Source organism: Winogradskyella sp. (genome assembly GCF_013213835.1).
GTDB lineage: Bacteria > Bacteroidota > Bacteroidia > Flavobacteriales > Flavobacteriaceae > Winogradskyella.
The window spans coordinates 1-18,529 of the sequence record NZ_JABSSU010000010.1 but is presented as its reverse complement, the minus strand read 5'-3'; the positions used below and the strand labels follow the sequence as shown (position 1 = coordinate 18,529).

At 32.7% G+C, this 18,529-nt stretch carries 16 protein-coding genes; 12 read left to right on the top strand and 4 right to left on the bottom strand.

What is annotated here, in order from left to right; all coding sequences use genetic code 11:
- The first annotated feature begins 52 nt into the window (after positions 1–52).
- Positions 53–1,261, top strand: a complete 1,209-nt coding sequence (locus HRU50_RS13950) for a serine hydrolase (protein ID WP_296351718.1) — start codon at positions 53–55, stop codon at positions 1,259–1,261.
- 389 nt (positions 1,262–1,650) lie between these two features.
- Here HRU50_RS13950 and HRU50_RS13945 read toward each other — a convergent pair whose 3' ends face one another.
- Both HRU50_RS13945 and HRU50_RS13940 read right to left on the bottom strand, forming a co-directional pair.
- Positions 1,651–2,244, bottom strand: a complete 594-nt coding sequence (locus HRU50_RS13945) for a hypothetical protein (protein ID WP_296351717.1) — start codon at positions 2,242–2,244, stop codon at positions 1,651–1,653.
- 14 nt (positions 2,245–2,258) lie between these two features.
- Complete coding sequence (locus HRU50_RS13940) at positions 2,259–4,661, bottom strand: outer membrane beta-barrel family protein (RefSeq protein ID WP_296351716.1); 2,403 nt, start codon at positions 4,659–4,661, stop codon at positions 2,259–2,261.
- 187 nt (positions 4,662–4,848) lie between these two features.
- Here HRU50_RS13940 and HRU50_RS13935 point away from each other — a divergent pair, with 187 nt between their 5' ends.
- Together HRU50_RS13935 and HRU50_RS13930 are read left to right on the top strand one after the other, a co-directional pair.
- Positions 4,849–5,898, top strand: coding sequence for a histidine kinase (locus HRU50_RS13935; protein WP_296351715.1), 1,050 nt, complete (start codon positions 4,849–4,851; stop codon positions 5,896–5,898).
- On the top strand, positions 5,895–6,623 hold the full coding sequence (locus HRU50_RS13930; protein WP_296351714.1) for a response regulator: 729 nt from the start codon (positions 5,895–5,897) through the stop codon (positions 6,621–6,623). Before HRU50_RS13935 ends, HRU50_RS13930 begins: the two co-directional genes overlap by 4 nt.
- A 60-nt stretch (positions 6,624–6,683) precedes the next feature.
- On the opposite strand, the gene HRU50_RS13925 is transcribed toward HRU50_RS13930, so the two are convergent.
- Complete coding sequence (locus HRU50_RS13925) at positions 6,684–7,343, bottom strand: IS6 family transposase (protein WP_296351713.1); 660 nt, start codon at positions 7,341–7,343, stop codon at positions 6,684–6,686.
- Here HRU50_RS13925 and HRU50_RS13920 point away from each other — a divergent pair.
- From HRU50_RS13920 to HRU50_RS13885, 8 genes are all read left to right on the top strand, one after another.
- On the top strand, positions 7,329–8,564 hold the full coding sequence (locus tag HRU50_RS13920) for a serine hydrolase (RefSeq protein ID WP_296351712.1): 1,236 nt from the start codon (positions 7,329–7,331) through the stop codon (positions 8,562–8,564). The two genes, HRU50_RS13925 and HRU50_RS13920, sit on opposite strands and share 15 nt — an antisense overlap.
- A 127-nt stretch (positions 8,565–8,691) precedes the next feature.
- Entirely contained in the window at positions 8,692–9,090 is a 399-nt protein-coding gene (locus tag HRU50_RS13915) for a hypothetical protein (RefSeq protein WP_296351711.1), read from the top strand.
- Positions 9,091–9,244: 154 nt separating this feature from the next.
- Positions 9,245–9,808 carry a hypothetical protein gene (locus tag HRU50_RS13910; RefSeq protein WP_296351710.1) on the top strand — a complete coding sequence of 188 codons (564 nt, stop codon included), beginning with the start codon at positions 9,245–9,247 and terminating at the stop codon, positions 9,806–9,808.
- Between the two features lie 177 nt (positions 9,809–9,985).
- The gene (locus HRU50_RS13905) at positions 9,986–10,573 is read left to right on the top strand and encodes a Crp/Fnr family transcriptional regulator (protein WP_296351709.1); all 588 of its coding nucleotides are present in this window, start codon (positions 9,986–9,988) and stop codon (positions 10,571–10,573) included.
- Between the two features lie 60 nt (positions 10,574–10,633).
- Positions 10,634–11,512 (top strand): hypothetical protein, encoded by an 879-nt coding sequence (locus HRU50_RS13900; protein WP_296351708.1) that lies wholly within the window; start codon positions 10,634–10,636, stop codon positions 11,510–11,512.
- 634 nt (positions 11,513–12,146) lie between these two features.
- Positions 12,147–12,863: an AraC family transcriptional regulator gene (locus HRU50_RS13895; protein ID WP_296351707.1), complete on the top strand. Its 717-nt coding sequence runs from the start codon at positions 12,147–12,149 to the stop codon at positions 12,861–12,863.
- A gap of 125 nt (positions 12,864–12,988) precedes the next feature.
- Positions 12,989–13,939 carry a hypothetical protein gene (locus tag HRU50_RS13890; RefSeq protein ID WP_296351706.1) on the top strand — a complete coding sequence of 317 codons (951 nt, stop codon included), beginning with the start codon at positions 12,989–12,991 and terminating at the stop codon, positions 13,937–13,939.
- A gap of 496 nt (positions 13,940–14,435) precedes the next feature.
- A complete protein-coding gene (locus tag HRU50_RS13885) occupies positions 14,436–15,011 on the top strand; it encodes a hypothetical protein (RefSeq protein ID WP_296351705.1) in 576 nt (191 codons plus the stop codon).
- 226 nt (positions 15,012–15,237) lie between these two features.
- On the opposite strand, the gene HRU50_RS13880 is transcribed toward HRU50_RS13885, so the two are convergent.
- Positions 15,238–17,586: a TonB-dependent receptor gene (locus tag HRU50_RS13880; protein WP_296351704.1), complete on the bottom strand. Its 2,349-nt coding sequence runs from the start codon at positions 17,584–17,586 to the stop codon at positions 15,238–15,240.
- An 84-nt stretch (positions 17,587–17,670) separates the two neighbouring features.
- On the opposite strand from HRU50_RS13880, the gene HRU50_RS13875 reads away from it, so the two are divergent.
- Positions 17,671–18,291 (top strand): MarR family transcriptional regulator, encoded by a 621-nt coding sequence (locus HRU50_RS13875; RefSeq protein ID WP_296351703.1) that lies wholly within the window; start codon positions 17,671–17,673, stop codon positions 18,289–18,291.
- Positions 18,292–18,529 lie beyond the last annotated feature (238 nt).

Here is an 18,529-nt window from a genome sequence, read left to right as displayed (position 1 = left end):
ATAAAAAATCTGTCGTTAGAATAATCAAAAAAAGTAATTCAAAAGACCTGATATGAAAAAAGTACTTAAAATTGTTATTCTATCTCCAATAATTCTAGTCTTACTTTTATTACTCATACTTTCTATTATGTACTCGCCAACATACGTTTACAGAACAATTACAATGAATGTGGCTGATGTTTATGATTACCAAAACTTTGAAAACAGAACTATTAATGCAAGTACAGACACTTTTCAATTTGAAAAAAAATTAGAAGAATCCTATGTAGAATCACTTTTTGATGAACGTGTTGCTAGTTCAGGTTTTAATTCGTTTAACGAATGGGCAGAAAAATCTCAAACTACAGCCCTCATATTTATTAAAAATGATACAATTCTTTATGAAAAGTACTTTAACGGATTCAGTAAGGAGTCTTATTTCCACTCCCAATCAGTAGCTAAATCGTTTATTTCATTTTTGATTGGATCTGCTATTGACGAAGGACTTATTAAAAGTGTTAATGACCCAATGACAACTTACATTCCTGAATTATCTAAGCGCGATACAAGATTCGAAAAGATTACTATTAAACATCTTCTAGAAATGCGTTCAGGTCTTGAATATAACACCGATTTTATACCTTTAATTAATATTCATGCACCATGGAACGATGAAGTTATTGGATATTACCATCCCAACGTTCGAAAGTTATTACTTGAAAAACAAAAAATTGAATCTGAGCCTGGTAAGGCATTTGAATACAATAATTATAACACTAGTTACCTTGGATTAATTCTTGAACGAGCCACAAAAAAAACAGTATCAAAGTATCTCGAAGAAAAGCTTTGGTCGCAAATAATGGAGTATGATGCATTGTTTTCTATCGACAGTAAAGCCTCTGGTTTTGAATACATGCCTAGTAGACTCATCGCAAGAGCCATAGATTATGCGCGATTTGGGCGTCTTTTTCTAAAAAAGGGGAACTGGAATGGGGATCAAATTATTTCAAAGGATTGGGTAATTAAATCAACTAGAGAAGATAAAACAATCTCTCGCGATAACTATCCGGATTGGCTTGGTAAAGGATGCAAACACAATTACTATTCTTATCAATGGTGGGGAAATACCAATTGTGACTCTAGCTTTCAGTTTTTTGCAAATGGAAATCTTGGACAGAATATTTATGTCATCCCAAACAAAGACATCATCATTGTACACTGTGGCAATTCATTACAGCACTATAATGATGGTGATTTAATGAGAATTGCAGAGAAACTGTAATGGCTTATTTCTGAAGGTATCTAACTATATATTTTCTAAAATCGTATGCACTTTCTTATGCAAATCTTATACAGTTTGCTATTGCGGTTAAACAATACTTTATTAAAATGTTGTGAGAAATCCTGTCAATTTAACATCAATATATTAGGATACTTTTATTCAAAAAATACAGATTGACATTATCCTTATTCAAAATAATGATGAAGGAAATACAATCCAGTAAATAGAGGATATTTTTGTTAAGGTGATTACGAATAACTTATAAATATGTCCTAAACTTAAAAATTAATACAGAATTAAGGTTTAAACTTTTACATAAGGTCCTGCTTAGAACACCTTAAAAATTAACTCAATTCTAGTAGCTGTAAAGGTTTTATAATTATAAGTTTTTAATTATTATAATTTTCAAAGACCCACCAAACCACACCGTTGCTTGGATTAAAGCTTAGTTTCAGTGTGCCTAAATCACTGTAAACAATATATTTGTGTTTTATGGTGAGGTTCTTTTCTCCCAATACAGCGCTATATAAACCGTCGATGTAATTAAACGTAATACCATTACTTAGGGTAAATTCTAAGTTCTTTTTGCCTTCTAAAGTTTTAGAATCTGTAACCTTGGACTCGGCAGTAACTCCATTGCTTGATATCTCTTTTATGTCGTAGTCTTTATCAGCGTCTCCATAGGTTGAGGTGAGTACTTTTTCAACTTTACCGTCTTTTAATACAAAAACATCTGCACTGTCTTTCCAACTTGGATACACATATAAGGTGTGTTTTTCTTTAATTTCTATACTTCCAGGATCACTACTGTTTTTAAAAATAATATAGCCTTCTTTGGTTTTTAATTCAAATTTTGTTCCTGGTGGATACATAATGACATTTGTTCCAATTTCACTATTGGTAATTTTCAGATAGGTCTTTTGTGCATTGCCAATCCATACTATTGTTAGCACAAGGACCAGCGTTAAAAGTTTAGTTTTCATAATTTCTATATGTTTTAATTTATTCTATTTTTTTCGTCTTCAATTCCTGTATTGCGTTTTCTCGCCTTTTTAATTTCATCACGACCAAAGTTATAAGTTAGGTTAAAGCGTGCCTGTCTGCTATCGTTACCTCCATTTCCATCAATAAATAAATCTCCAAAGCGTGTCGTACCTTGCCATGGTGAGGTAAAGAGAATATCGTTAAAGCCAAGGCGAACAGTAAGCTTATTGTCTAAGTAGCGTTTTTGAAACGCTAGATTAAGAGAACCAAGACTACGTGTTTCATAAGTTCCTCCCCAAACAGATGGTGAACTATACCAGCCAGAGACTTCAAATGTTAGATTTCTTGGTAGTTTAAATGTGTTTTGAGCATATAAGCTTAAGGTGTTTTGCTTTGTAGAAACAAAGTCTGGGTTTGTGGCGTCATAGATACTGCGATAAGCATTAACACTTAAGTAAACTCTCCACCAATCATTAAATTTTGTTGGGTAGGATATACCAAGGTTAATGATTTCTTGATTGGCAACATTTCGCTGTATAATAAAGTTTTGATCATCACCCACAGCTTCTGTAACCTGTGCAAAAAAGTCTGATACAAAACTATAGCTCAATGATGTAGTTAGTCGGTAATTATAAGTGTGTGAAAGCTTAACATTGTCTGTATATTGAGGTTGTAGAAACGGGTTGCCTTGTCTAAAAGAGAGCTCGTCAATTCGGTATTGAAAAGGATTTAAACTTTGATAATTAGGTCGCTGAATACGTTTGCTGTAGATTAAAGCGAAGCTATTTTTTTGATTCATTTGATAGGTAATTCCACCACTTGGAAACCAGTTGGTATAATTGCGTTTTACGCGATTGTCTTGATCACCCAATAAACTTGTTAATTGACCATCGGAAACGGTATGTTCCATTCTTAATCCAAGCTGTAGATTGAACTTATCGAACCTTCTGTTATAGTTAAAATAGGCTGCATAGATCTGTTCATCATAATTAAAGTCATTAGACTGTGTTTCATCCAAATCATTATTACCATTGGTTCTATCAAAAGCATCAAAGCTATTTTCTGTATTTACTTTAGAGTATTTTGTACCCAAACTAAGAACTCCCTTCATAAAGTTTTGTTCATAGTCTATTTGACCCGACAGTATTGAAATATCTATAGGAGTATCAAAGAAGACAATATTTTCACTCAATATTTGAGATTCATTGCCATCTAAATAGCGGTTAGGCTGAAGATTTGTTCTGTCACTGCCATATTTTCCATAATCCAAATTAATGCTTATAACATGTCCCAGTGTATCCTTAAATCTGTAGTTGAGGTTAGAAAATAGATTATACGTTTTATTTTTAGAATCACTTTCTGCAATTAATACTTCAGAAGGATTATTAGCATTATTAGGGGTAATAGGTGTCCTAGAATCACTTTCAGAGCTAGAATTGTTGAAGTTTCCGGCTACAATGATTCCAAAAGTTGATTTTTTATTGGCATAATAATCAAAACCAAGTCTTACATTATTACTGTTATTTTCAAACACACTTTGTGTTCTGGCATCGAAGTTTGTACCACTTTGTGTTCTATTTAGATTGATGTAATTTGTACTTCTCCCAAAGTTATTGCTATAAGTGCCATACAAACTCGTCTTTTTGTTTCTGTTATTAAATGAGAGTGAATTACTGGTTCTTGCAAAATCACCAACGGTTAAAGATGAAGCAACGGTTCCGTTGGTTCCTAATGACTTATCTCTTTTTAGCTTTATGTTTATGATTCCTGCATTACCTTCTGCATCAAAGCGAGATGATGGCTGAGTAATGATTTCTATAGCTTCGATATCAGCAGCTTGTAGGGTTTTGAGAAAGTTCACTAAATCTGCACCTCTAAGTACCGAAGGTCTGTCATCAATATAGAATAACACTCCTGTCTTACCTTCAACAATAATACTATCAGAATTGTCTATAATTATTCCTGGTGCTTTTCGCAATAACTCAAAGCCAGAATCTCCAATGGCATTTACAGTGTTAGCGACATTAAATACGGTTTTATCTGCCCTTACTTCAATCATTGGTTTTTCTGCGACTATAGTTACCTCGTCAAGTTCAGCAGAATCATCAGTCATTATAATAGTGCCAAGAGCTTTATCATTGTTATTTAGTAAGAATACATCAGATTTATAGTCCTTAAGGCCTAGACTAGTAATAAGGACGACATAAGAACCATTCTCTATATTTTTAAATCTAAAGTTCCCTGAATCATTAGATAATTCACCTTTGACAAAGTCGTTGGCCTCAGAATCTATTAATGATACTATTGCTGATGCTACTGGCTGTTGGTTTTCTGTTACTACTTTTCCTGTTATTGAATTTTGTGCGGTAGTAAGACCAAAAATTAACATTATTAATATTGAAGTAAAAGCTCTCATAAGTATTCGTTTTAATTTCTGATACAAATCTGCGATATTCCATTATTATGTGCACGTTCAAACCGATGGATGGACCATTGGCCAGTTAAATGGGCATGGTCAACTTATCGGTCTATAGGTCAACTCATCGTTTTAGGATTATTGAAAACAGTATTAAATTCTATCTTTATAACTCAATAAATGAATTATGATTAAAAAGATTTCAAAACGCGATGTAGTCATCATATTTCTATTCTACCTTTTCTTCTCTTTATTATATAGACTAGTATTATGGTACAATACTTTTGGTTTTAAGGAGGATGGCTTCTTTGGTTGGGCAGATCCCCAGGGTTATTGGTATATGTCTGGGATGCAATACGTCTTTTATTTTTTTGCTTCTATTTTAATTTGGTATTTAGGTGTGTATCTTTTGAAAAACCGTAAGCCATTACTGCAAATCTATACAGTAACTTTATTAATCCCTATTATGGTTTATGCAGTAAGGGAAATAAGATATTTATTACTTGACTATTTAGGAAAATGGCATTTGGAAGATGTAGGAGCAGTCTGGGACTGGTATATTCCTTCTCTGTTTATGGCAATACAGTTTGGCTGTTTTTTTGCCTATCGTTATTTTAAAGAAAACCAGAGAAAACTAAAAGTTGAAGGAGAATTAAAAACTGCAGCACTGAAGAGTGAACTATCCGCTTTGAAGGCACAATTAAATCCGCATTTTTTATATAATATCTTTAATACTATAAGTGCCTCTGTTCCACCTGAAAATGAAAAGACTAGAAATATGATTGCTGAGCTTTCTGACTTGTTTAGATATCAGCTCAAAGCTTCGCAAGTCGAGAAAGTACCGCTCAGTGAAGAGTTGGAATTTGTGAATAAATACCTAGCCTTGGAAAAGGAAAGATTCCAAGAGAGATTGAAGGTTGACATAAATGTAGAAGAAAATTTAAAAAGTGAAATGGTACCACCAATGTTATTACAACCTTTAATAGAGAACTCCATAAAACATGGATTAGCTTCCTTAATTGAAGGTGGAAAGATTAGCATCACCATATTTAAAAAGAATGACAAGTTACATTTTGAAATTGCAGATACTGGTGTTGGTATAATAGATAAAAACGCTGTTTTTGAAAAAGGTATTGGCCTCACCAACACAAAACTTCGACTTGAAAAAATGTACCAAAGTACATTGAGTTTATCTGATAATATGCCGCGAGGATTAAAAATATCATTTGCTATATGAGGAAAGTAGTAATAGTAGATGACGAAGCCGCAGGTAGGCAACTTATAAAAGAATACTTGGAGGACTATCCTGAATTGATTTTGTTGGGCGAAGCCAATAACGGAGTAGATGCCGTTAAGATTATCAATGAATTTAAGCCTGACCTCGTTTTTTTAGACATACAAATGCCAGGAATGACCGGTTTTGATGTGCTCACTCACCTTGAAGAATTACCACAAATTATATTTTCTACAGCTTATGATCAGTATGCTTTGAAAGCCTTCGAGGTTCACGCTGTTGATTATTTACTAAAGCCTTACACAAAGGATAGATTTAAAGTTGCCGTAGATCGACTGAAACAAAACATAGATGAAAATAAGGCTAGACCGCTAGCCGAAAGCTTGTTGATGGATACTCCAAAGTTTCCAGAACGTATCTTGGTGCAAAGCCAAAATAAATTGGTGACTGTGGGTTTGGAGGATGTTATTAGAATTGAGGCCTATGGTGATTATTCTAAACTCGTTACTGAAAGTAAAACTTATGTTAGTAATTATGGTATTTCAACATTGGAGGAAAAACTTAATGATGCCATCTTTATCAGAGTGCATCGTTCATCTATAATTAATCTTAATGCAGTAAAGGAATTAAATAAGTACACCAAAAGTTATGATGTCACTATGAAGAATGGTGACATAGTAAGAGTTAGCCGAGGTTATATGGATAATATTAAAAAGTTAATGTTTTAGTCAAGGGGTTCTTTCGCATCTATTAAAGCTGAATTGAAGTTATTAACTAAATTAGGTTTTCTAACTAGCCAATAAATAGAATGCTTTAAAGGCTGATTTCCTTTTCGATAATAAATGTTCCTTCCCTATCTGTACTATTTCTATTCCAGATAATGTCCGTCGAGCAGATTCAAATTCCTTAAACCCTAAAGATCTGGATATCCGTTTTTTTATAAAACGATGATCCTGCTCCACTATATTATTCAAATATTTACATTGCCTAATTTGAATCTTTGATAATGAACGCTTATTGTAGATTCTAATTGCGTGTTTATTAGAACCACTTTTATCGATATTGACTAATACAGGCCTGCCATTATTTTCAATCGCTTTTATCAGAAATGACTGAGCACTCATCCGTTTTCGTCTTTTAGTCAAAAGGAAATCAACTGTATTCCCTTGTTTGTATACTGCCCTATATAGATAACACGACTTACCTCTAACTTTGACATAGGTTTCGTCCATTCGCCATCTTCTTTTGACAGATTTCTTACGTTTTCTAAATTCTTTTTCTAAAAGTGGAGTAAACTTAAATACCCTGCGTTGTATGGTAGCATGATCGACTTTTACACCACGTATAGCCATTAATTCCTCAATCTCACGATAACTCAATCCAAATCTAAACTTAAAGTAAACGGCTTGAACTATGATTGACTTTGGAAAACAATGACCTTTGAACATAAACTTTTAATTCAAAGATATTATTTCTTTAAATTTGAATCTATAGATGCGACAGAACACCAAACAACGCATCATATACAAAACCTTTGTTATGGACAATTATCAATAATAAATTTTATGATTTTTAGATTAATATGTATCCTGCATTTCTTCTTGACTTTTTCTGATGTGTTTGCTCAGCAATCCAAATTAGATAGCTTGCTCACTAAACTAAATTCTCAAGAACGGTTTGATGGGGTAGTACTGGTTTCTAAAGGTCAAAAGGTATTATTTCATGAAGCCTTTGGGCTCGCAAACAGGGAACTTAATGCAAAAAACACGAGAAAAACTAAAATCGCAACATACTCAGTAAGTAAAACCTTCACAGCAGTTAAAGTACTCCAGCTTGTTGAAAAAGGCAAACTGCGACTTGATCAAAAAATTGCGGACTTCTTTCCAAAGTATAAAGACAAAAAGGGCCGAGAGGTAACCATCCAACAACTACTGACACATACATCAGGATTTGAGGATTTTGTAAACTACAGAACTGTAACAGCATATAAAGACTTTTACATTAATGACTTTGAAAAATTATTATACAATTCAAGCCCCAAATTCACACCAGGGAAAAAGTTTTCTTATTCAAGTACAGCATATACTATACTTTCTTTTATCATAGAAAAGGTTGAAGGGGTAACCTTCGACATTGCTATGAATAGTATGTTTAAAAAAGCTGGAATGATGAATACTGGCGTAGAAGGATGTGGTGAGGTGATTCAAAATAAATCTTCAGAATACTTTATTAATCCTGACAAGGATAACCTCATTGAAAACTTAACAAACATGTTTAGCATTTCTTCTACAAAGGGAGCTGGGGCAGTTTATTCGACCGCAGAAGATATTTATAAATTTGACCAAGCTTTATTCAAGGGAGATTTAATTAATAAGGATTTACTGAAGATGATGCTGAATGGCACTAAGCAACAGTTAAACTATGGTTATGGGATTGTCAACTTTAATCTGGAAAATATAGGTAAGGTTTATGGGCATCAAGGAGGATTTCTGTGGTATGATATAAGAAGCATTTACTATCATCTGGAAAAAGAAGATTTGTGTATCGTAATTTTAACTAATACTGGTATGTCAGAAAGTATTTGGAATGAAATTGTGAATGCTTCGTACAAATTTGCAATAAACTCACAAAAGGATATTAATCTATCTGAAAAACTAGTATTAGAATAAACTGCCCATAACATGAGCTAAATGCCCATGTCTTGCGACTGCCTGGTCACGGCATTTAGCAGGAACGTTAGCAAACATGTTGACGCAACCTTTCAATGAAATTATCATCTAACTACAAAAAGTAATAATGAAAAATTCCATCTGCGTATTTTTAATAACAGTAGTATTTTGCAGTTGCGACCCTGTATCCGATATGGAAGCTGACATTGAAAATCTAACTACACAAGACTTAATTCTCGAATTTATATCGGTTGACCAAAACTTGAGTAAAACTTTGGCAATTCCGATTGAAGAAACCAGACGTTTTCAAGAAGCCTTTGATGTTGGAAATGATTTTCTTGAGCCTTCACTAATTGAATATGATTCTGTTGTAGTTAAAAATAGTATAGACCAAATCCTAAAGATTTACAAACCTGACAGTTCTGGCAAAAATATCTACAATATAGGTGGATACTGGATATCAAGCGAACCATATAAAAGAGGTTTCAGGAATGAATACAAAATTTATGATGAAGATTTGGAATAAAAAAACGTCTGTCAACAATGTATAACCGCAATTACAGCGGATTCGACTACGTCCGAATCCACTCGGAATTGCCTCTGTCAGTTCTAAACCAAATAAAACGTAAATTTATCCGTAACTGACGGTTATACGAGACCGTTGTGCATAATTTGAGAAAATGGGATTAGATATTAGTTTAAGAGTAAATAATGATAGTGAAGTAATCACACCAGAATACTTTGAGAATGATAAGCTCTATTCTCTGAGTAGGGAATTTTGTAATCTAATGTGTAGACCAGGAGTAGTTGAACACACACCTGAATTTGACCAAATTGGAGTAATAACGAATATCGATATATCTCATCTGTACAAAATGACTGAATACCCAAGCGAAGAGGAAGAAATAGATATGATTGAGTTTGCGGAAAACGAAGAAGAAAAGGAACGCTTAAAGGCTGACTTTAAAAAAAGAAAACAGGACTTAAATGGAAATATAAACCAAGTAAAAATTCTCGTAGAAAAGTTAATAAATAGTCTTGAAAAAATTGATAATTTATACGAAAGATTAATAAAAACTGATTTTGACTCTATGAACTCTGAATACTATTTTTCTGACTTCAACAAAGACAAAGGAGAAGGTTATATTAGAAATAACTTTGGACAAGACTTGAGGAATTTCAAAAGATTTATTGACTATGCGATTGACCGAAATTCAGAAACCATTTGGTTTGAATATGGATAAAAAACTATGCACAACAATGTATAACCGCAATTACGGCGGATTCGACTACGTCCGAATCCACTCGGAATTGCAAGCGTCAGTGCTTAACCGAAAAGTAAAACATATAAACCCGTAACTGACGGTTATACGAGACCGTTGGCGATAATAAGACAAAATCATTGAGTACATTAAAATTCTATGGATTTATCAAAAGTTTTTAAAAGTTTAGAAAGAATTATAGAGTTGGACGAATATGAAAAGGACATTTTTACTTCTTTGGTCGAAATAGCCATAATAAAACGGAATCAATACCTATTAACAGAAGGTGAAAGATGCGGTTACGAATATTTTGTGATTAATGGTTGTTTACGTTCTTTTTATCGAGATGAAAATGCAAATGAACATACTACTCTTTTTGCAATTGAAGGTTGGTGGACAGGCAACCTTAAAAGTTTTGTGAGAAATACACCATCGGAATTCTATATTCAAGCAGTTGAGGATACCGTTGTTATGCGTATACATAAAAAAAACATGGATGAATTATATTCTAAAATCCCAAAACTTGAAAGATATTTTAGAATACTTCTTCAAAACAGATTATTAGCTACACAAGATAGAATTAGTAAACATTTATCAGAATCTGCTTTAACAAGATTTTCAAACTTTTTAATGCTTTATCCTACTCTAGAGCAACGTATACCTGCAAAACATATTGCATCTTATTTAGGGATTACACCGACTTATTTAAGTCGTTTGAGAAAAAAGAACATTAAAAGTGCTTTATAGTACTAGTACGATTTATTTAAGCCTTAATCGCCATAATTTTGCATTCAAATCTTTAGTTTGATGAAAAATAAAATTATCGTTCTTATCGTATTTCTTCATATAATTCCAATAATTTCTTGTGCTCAAGAGAAAGCAGAAAACAAGCAACAAAAAACTTGGACCTATACCTTCCTTAAAGCCAAGCAAAATGAAAAAGAGAACTTTAAAACGTTCCTTGTGAAAAATTGGTTTGCTATGGACAGTATAGCTGTAAGTCAAGGCTTATTTAATAATTACAAACTTATTGAAAACGCAAGCAAAGAAGCTTCGACTGAATGGGACTATATAGTAGCCGTAGAATATTTCACAGCAGGCACTTATAGTGATATAGAAAAGGAGTGGCAAGAAATTAGAAAGAACCATAAAACCGTTTTAGTTAATGGAAAAGGAATGAAAGATTTGGGTAGTTACGTTAAATCTGAAATAGTTACAGAACCCGAGATAAATAATGAGTTAAACTGCCAAGGCAATCATATAAAATTAATAGAGCCATTCATTGGACAGTGGCACGAATATTTAGTCACAAAGGATGGTGAGGAATTGTATGGTAAACTTAATATACAATTAGATTCACGAGGTTGCGGTATTAGAAAAGAATTTACACATCTTCAACAACCATTTACCTACAGCACGTTGGGCTACTTTGACGGACAAAAAAACAAGTGGATAGAAACCTACACTTTTAGTAACGGAGCATATTCAATATACGAATGGAACCAAGATGGAAAGGATTTCTTACTTAGTGTTACTCAAAGCGCATTCAAGCAACAAGGCTTGTCTCGAAATCGATGGAAAATATTAAATGATGATTTATTTCAAATTATTGTAGAACAATCTTCTGACGATGGTAAGACTTGGGAAGCAAAATCTACTACTAATATGAGAAGGATTAGCTACTAATTTTGACTTATACTTTAATATATATCTTCTAATTAAATATTAAAGACTTTCTGTATTTTAAATAATTACTATCGCCAACAACGTGTATAAGCAATATCGGTTTTAGTGCTAACACGAACCATTTTTTTATTTAAATAAAGTATATTGCTTTGTGAAAAGTAGTTGCTTAAGTTCCGCTACTGCTCATATACAAAACAGTTACCTGCAAGCCTGTGGAATGAAAAAATAGAATTTGGAAGACATTTGCATTAACATTATAAACCTTATTGACATCCTAGGTTTAATCCAAGGAATCTTCTTAGGACTAATACTTCTATATGAGAGTAGAATAAAGAGACCTAAAATCTTCTTAGGTCTTTTTTTAATAGCCTATAGTTTAGAACTGTTTAATGCTATTCTAAAAGAGATGTCAATACTTGAAACCAATCCCAACTTACTCTTTTTACCTTTGAACTTTTACTATCTCACTTTACCTCTATTCTATATCTATATAAAGAGAGTCTCAAACATAAGTTTCAAAAAATCAAAACTTTTTCTGATACTAATCCCAGGTATCTTTGAATTTATATTCTTTTCATTTCTTTATTTTCAAAACTCTCAACAGAAACTAGAATTATATAGTAAAAGTTCATTTATGGACTTTTTAGATATTCTAGTAAATCTATCATATCTTTTCTCTGTGTTTTATTGCATTCTAATTTTAAAACATATAAAAAAACATCAAGAAACAGTTAATGATTATTACTCTAATTCAAATGGCAAGCTACTTAAATGGGCTAAGTTTGTAATTTGGTATCTATTAATTTATCTTTTTGTAATGACGTTTTGGTTATTTGATGACAGTTTTTTATCAAATGCTATATTTTCTTTATTTAATGTTATTTTTATTTTTTGGATTGGAATAGCTGGCATAAAACAAACCATTGTGTTTGAAAATATCGATGAGTCTATAAAACGAGATGACAAGAAAATTAAAGAAACAAATAAAAATCAATTAGAAAAGGATAATAATAATTTTGAAAGTATCATTAAATTAATGGAGGAAGAAAAGGTCTTTCTACATTCAAATATTTCTTTAGTTGATTTTTCAAGACGATTATCTCTTAGTCCTCGATATTTATCCGAATTAATAAAAAGGAAAACTGAAAATAATTTCAGTCAATTTGTTAATCATTACCGTGTAGAAGAAGCTAAAACATTACTATTAAGTCCTGAAAAGAAAAATCTAAGTATAATCGCTATTGGATATGACTCTGGTTTTAGCTCAAAAGCTTCATTCTACAAAGTTTTCAAGGAGTTTACGTCGTTTACACCATTACAATTTATTCAGAATAACAATAGGACGAAATAGTCTACTATTATGTAAAAAGGTCTTAATAACGGTTTATTAGACTCATACAACCGTATTCTAGACCTTTATCATTACATTAAATTTCACTTTTGTTAAGAATTTATAAATCAATTAAAAAAACAAAAATGAAAACAATCTATTTAATTATTTCGATTTTAATGGTTACAACAACTTCTTGTCAAAAGGATGATGACATTAACGTAACTATAGATTTAAACAACCCAATTAATACTTTAAATCAAACACCAATTACTATAATACAAAGCTCTTTTGTATTTAATAATGGTGTTTCCCAAAATGTTGATGCGCTAACTGATGCTGAAATTAACGATAATAATTTCGTTGTCTCTAATATAACATCTAGTGGTCAATTTGCTATATCATTAGATGACACTTTCTTTCCTAATGGAGCAATAGTTTTATTTAAACCAAATGAAACGAGTGAATATATTGGACATAACTTTACAATTATCGAAAACGAGAATTCTTTAACCCTAACAGGTCAAGTCTCAAATGGCTCAGAGACTAAAGATTTAGAAATTACATTACAAGAAAGTCAATTCGAAGCTGGAGATTCTGAATTTGAAGTACTCGGTAATATTGCAAGAATATCAGGTACTTTAGGCAGTCTAACTTATAATCAAATACTTGAAATTAATGCCGAATATCCTAATGTAAATACCATTGAACTAGGATTAATTGATGGTTCAATCAACGATGAAGTAAATGTTCAAACAGGTAGACTTATTCGTCAGGCAGGATATCGTACACACTTAAAATTGAACAGTATGATATTTTCTGGTGGTGTAGATTTATTTTGTTCAGGTAAAGTTAGAACTATGGAAGCAGGCGCCATTTTAGGAGTCCATTCTTGGTGCTGTTATGAAGGACTGACAGCCGACCAATTACCTGAGGATTCTGAAGGTCACATTGAGCAATTAGATTATTTTACCGAAATGCTTGGAGAAACAAAAGGTAGAGATTTTTATTTTTTCACAATAAATTCAGCACCTTTCAATGGAATGCACCAAATGACAACTCAAGAAATAAATGAATATGGCTTAGTAACAGAATAAAGCCAGCAGGTAACAACGTGTATAAGCAATAGCGGTTTGGGTGTTAACTCGAACCGTTTTTACTTTTATTTAAGTATATTTCTTACTGAAAAGTCGTAGCTATATATGCGCTACTGCTCATACACACACCCGATGATAACACATTCGCCAAAGGCGAACTTCAATCTGCGCTGCTTCGCAGACAATGCATCTTAAAGTAGATGTGTTATCATCTAAAGGGTTAAACCAAATTACTATTACAGCTTTACCTAAGTCAATCGCCTTCTACGGGCTTCGAGCCAAAACGTGCGACATCGCCGGTTAAAAGTAATTTGGCCCTGATCATCGAATTCCCAATCTAATAAATTCTTCAATTTACACTTCGCTATGCGAAGCTAATTGACAATCAATAATTAGAGACTATAAGGATGTAATTTTCTCTAATTATTGCTATGGAATTTATTATCTTTTCATTCTCTAATCAGAACTACGTTTAACCCTTTAGTTACCTACAATATTGAAAAGACTACTCAAAATATCATTAGTTCTCTTAATCACAGGTTGTAGCTCAACCAAAAGTAATTCTGACCGTGCCGCCAAAGAAAAATTCAAGCTATGCTCTGATATTAAATACAATCGACTAATAACTCAGGACGGACCGATTGAGGGGCTACCAATCTATAAAAACAATGTTCATAGCCTCTTCGAGAACTACTTGCTTACGGAAAACTATCTGACCGACATAAGCAAAAGCGGATATGCTGTACTATTAGAAAAAGTTAGTAGTAGAGAATTAAACAAAAAGATTCTAAAAAAATATAAATTGGACTTGGGATTCAATCCTGACTTATTGTTTCCAGTCGGTTCTCAAATGGGATGTTACGACTATTTAATTAACCAATTAAAAATTTTAGATAACTCAAGTTGGGAATTTGATTTTCGAGATGCTTATTGGAAATATGAAGCTTCTGGTGACCTTTATACAAATGTCAAAGATTTAATAAACGCTTTGGATAAAATTCCTGCAGATCAATTTAGTGACATAGCATACCGTAAATCATTTCTCGATATAATCTACAACTCACTGGATTAAAATACTGTAGGTAACAACACCTATAATGCATTGCTACTTATTAGGTGCTTTGAGAATATTTCCTACTTTTAGTCTATAAAGTAAAGCATGAATATTTGCGTAATGCAACGCGCTTCGCTACCGATTAGAAAACGCCAATCACACCGGAGTGGCGCTACGCTGCGTTGCCAGCCGCAACGACACCATAGCTAAACCGTTGTAGCTAATCCTTTATTCGAACTGGATATTAAAAATCTAAAACTATTCCTAAACTTGGAATTATTTGTCCTGTGTCGGTTTCAATTGCTACTAAACTTCTTGGATTTTGAATCTGTCCGTTCGAATCTCTTGCGAGACCAAATTGAGTAGGCTGAGGAATCTCTTGTGCCAAAAGGTTTTGCACTTCTGCAAAAATATTAAGTGATAATTTTTCAAAATTCCATTTCTTATCGATTCTGACGTCCAACTGACTAAAAACATTCAGGTTTTCTTGACCTAAGCGGTTATAATCCAAAACAATTTCAGGATAGGCATTTAATGTGGCATCAATATCTGTAGGTACAAAGGGTGTTTCTCCAGCAAAACGATAACGTGCACTAATTTCCCAATTCCGATTTAATTTATAACCTCCAGTAAATGAAATAAGATGACGACTATCCCAAACAGAAGGCAAATATCTGTCACGATCAAACCCAGTGAATTCACTGTAGAAAAAGGTATACGCAAATATGCCATAAAAATTATTGGTCAACTTTTGCTGAAATTGAAGTTCAGCACCATAACTTCTCCCACGACCAACACTCTCGATATCTTCACTTCCCAAAACTTCAAAATCAGCACCTTTATTTGCCAATGAAACATCATCCAGAACAGAAACAGGATAATCATCATAGCGTTTATAGAAACCTTCAAGTGATATACTGGCAGACGGACTTAAATAGTTTTGAATTCCAATAACAAAATGGTCGCTTAAAGTATAATTTACGTTCTCATTAACCAACTGATTTTGATTATTTCTAAACCCTAAGATGGTATATGGTGGAATTTTATAATATCGTCCAACAGAGGCGTTGATTTTCCAATCTTCAATGAACTCGTAGGAGACAGATAATCTCGGAGAGAATGTAGATAATAAATTGTCTTCATTTGTGAACGTATCATCATCCATTCTAAATCCAAAAGACACGTCTAAAGTATTATCAAAAAAAGATCGAGTTGCATTCAAAAATAAACCGTATTTCAAAAAGTCTATTTCAGTATTAAATTGATTGTTATCCTGTACATTTATGGTGTTATTCTCATATAACGAATACTGTAAATTAGAACCTGCCTTAATCTTCCAGTCTCCGTAAAACTTTGTTAGTTCATATCTCAACTTAGTTTCATTCTCAATAGCATCGTTATTAAAGAGAACTCCTGATTCATTCTCGGAATCCTCATATCTGGTAAATTGATTGTTTAAATAGTTATTACTCATTGTGGTTTGCATAAAACCCGTACCATCTTTAAATCGATTATTCCAAGTAATACCAATTGCATTAGTTCTTTGATTAATGAAAGGCGCCTGCTCTAATTGAGCTTGTTGTTCGGCATCAAAATCATCTGGTGCCTCAACAGAAAAATCATCTATAGATCCAATACCAATCAAGCTTATCGAATTATAGTCATCTATTTTATGGTTCAATTTATATTGATAATCCCAGTAGTTCGGTCTAAATGGAAGTCCAATGGTTTCAAAGAGAAATTCTAAATAGCTTCTACGAACCGATGCTATGAATGTCGTTTTAGATTCTTCATTTTCCTTTTTAAATAAGGGCCCTTCTAAAGTCAAAGCGGCTTCACTTGCACTAATTCTAAAATTTCCAGTAAAATTTCGAGCATTTCCATTTCGCTGTTTGAATTGCAAAACACCCGATAATGGATTATCGTATTGTGCGCCAAACGCCGAAGTAGATAATGTGACATCACTAATAAAGGATACATTCACCATTCCTACTGGACCTCCTGCACTGCCTTGCGTACTGAAGTGATTTATGTTTGGTATTTCCATTCCATCGAGATAATAAACTGTTTCGTTGGGAGCTCCTCCCCTTATTATTAGGTCATTTCTAAACCCTCCGATAGACGGAGATACTCCTGGTAAAGTTTGAGCAACTTGAACAACATCATTATTACTTCCGGGATAAGTAGCTATCTCTACCGCTGATAAGGTTTGGGTTGAAAGTGGTGTTTCTCGTGGGCGACTTATTTTATTCTTATTAGAAATAACCACTTGTTCTAAGGCTTCTGCGGAATCCACCAAAACAAAATCGTAAGATTGATTTCCCTTAGACTTTACAAGAATATTAAACTTGGTTTGAGTTTCATAGCCTATATAACTGGCAATTAAATTATAAGAACCAGGTTCGATGTTGGTAATTATATATTTTCCGTCAAAATCGGTTTGTGCTCCTTTTGTTGTATTTTCCAGTATAACCGAAGCTCCTGCCACTGGGATGTTTTTTTCGTCAACTATTGTCCCATAGATTTCGCCTGTAACCTGAGCAAAAAAGATGAATGGAAAAAAAACACAAATTGTTGTAACTAATCTTTTCATAACTTTCAATTTTTTTTTTTTTTTGCAATATTAGTTCTATTTTGTACTATATTTATATTTTTTAGTGTTAAATAATACTTAATTATGAAAATAGAGACATTAATAAAACTTCTGGTAGATGAAGCGATAAAATATAAATTGGAGGTTAACTCTGATATTTCATTGGAATCTTATATGGAATTCTTAAGAAATAAAGATCATAAACAGGAATACAGGAAAATTTTAAAACTTCAAGAGGAAGAAATAAATCAAGAAATTATAGTGCATTTAGCACGTTTAAATCGTTACGCAAATTTGTACCTGAAAGATGCTTTGAAACAAACAGGTTTTTCTACAGATATGGAATTTCCATTTACTGCGATAATTCATCAGTATGGTCCTTTAAGTAAAATGGAACTTATTAGAAAGATGGTTTATGAAAAATCATCTGGTATGCAAATCATTAATCGATTAATCGAAAAAAATATATTTACACAAATAGATAATCCCAATGATAAAAGAAGTAAATTGATTAAGCTTACCAATAAGGGAGAACAAGAAATTTTCAGAGCTTATAATAATGCCAGACCCGCTGCAAAAGTTGTGAGTTTTCCACTGAACGAATTAGAAAAAAAACAGCTAATAAAAATATTAAACAAGTTGGATGATTATCATTTAAATAATTACCTGGATAATAAGTTTGATGCCACAGATATATTAGAATAAATGAACTTAAAGATTTTTAGCATTCAGTCAAAGAACTAGCTACAACAACGTGTATAGTTCATGGTGTTTAAAGATGACTCGTGGATTTCTTGCAAAATCCAATCACTCTTCCCTCCTTTTTTGCTAACTTAGGTCACAACACCACAAACCATACACGAACACGATGATAACACATTCGCCAAAGGCGAACTTCAATCTGCGCTGCTTCGCAGACAATGCATCTTAAAGTAGATGTGTT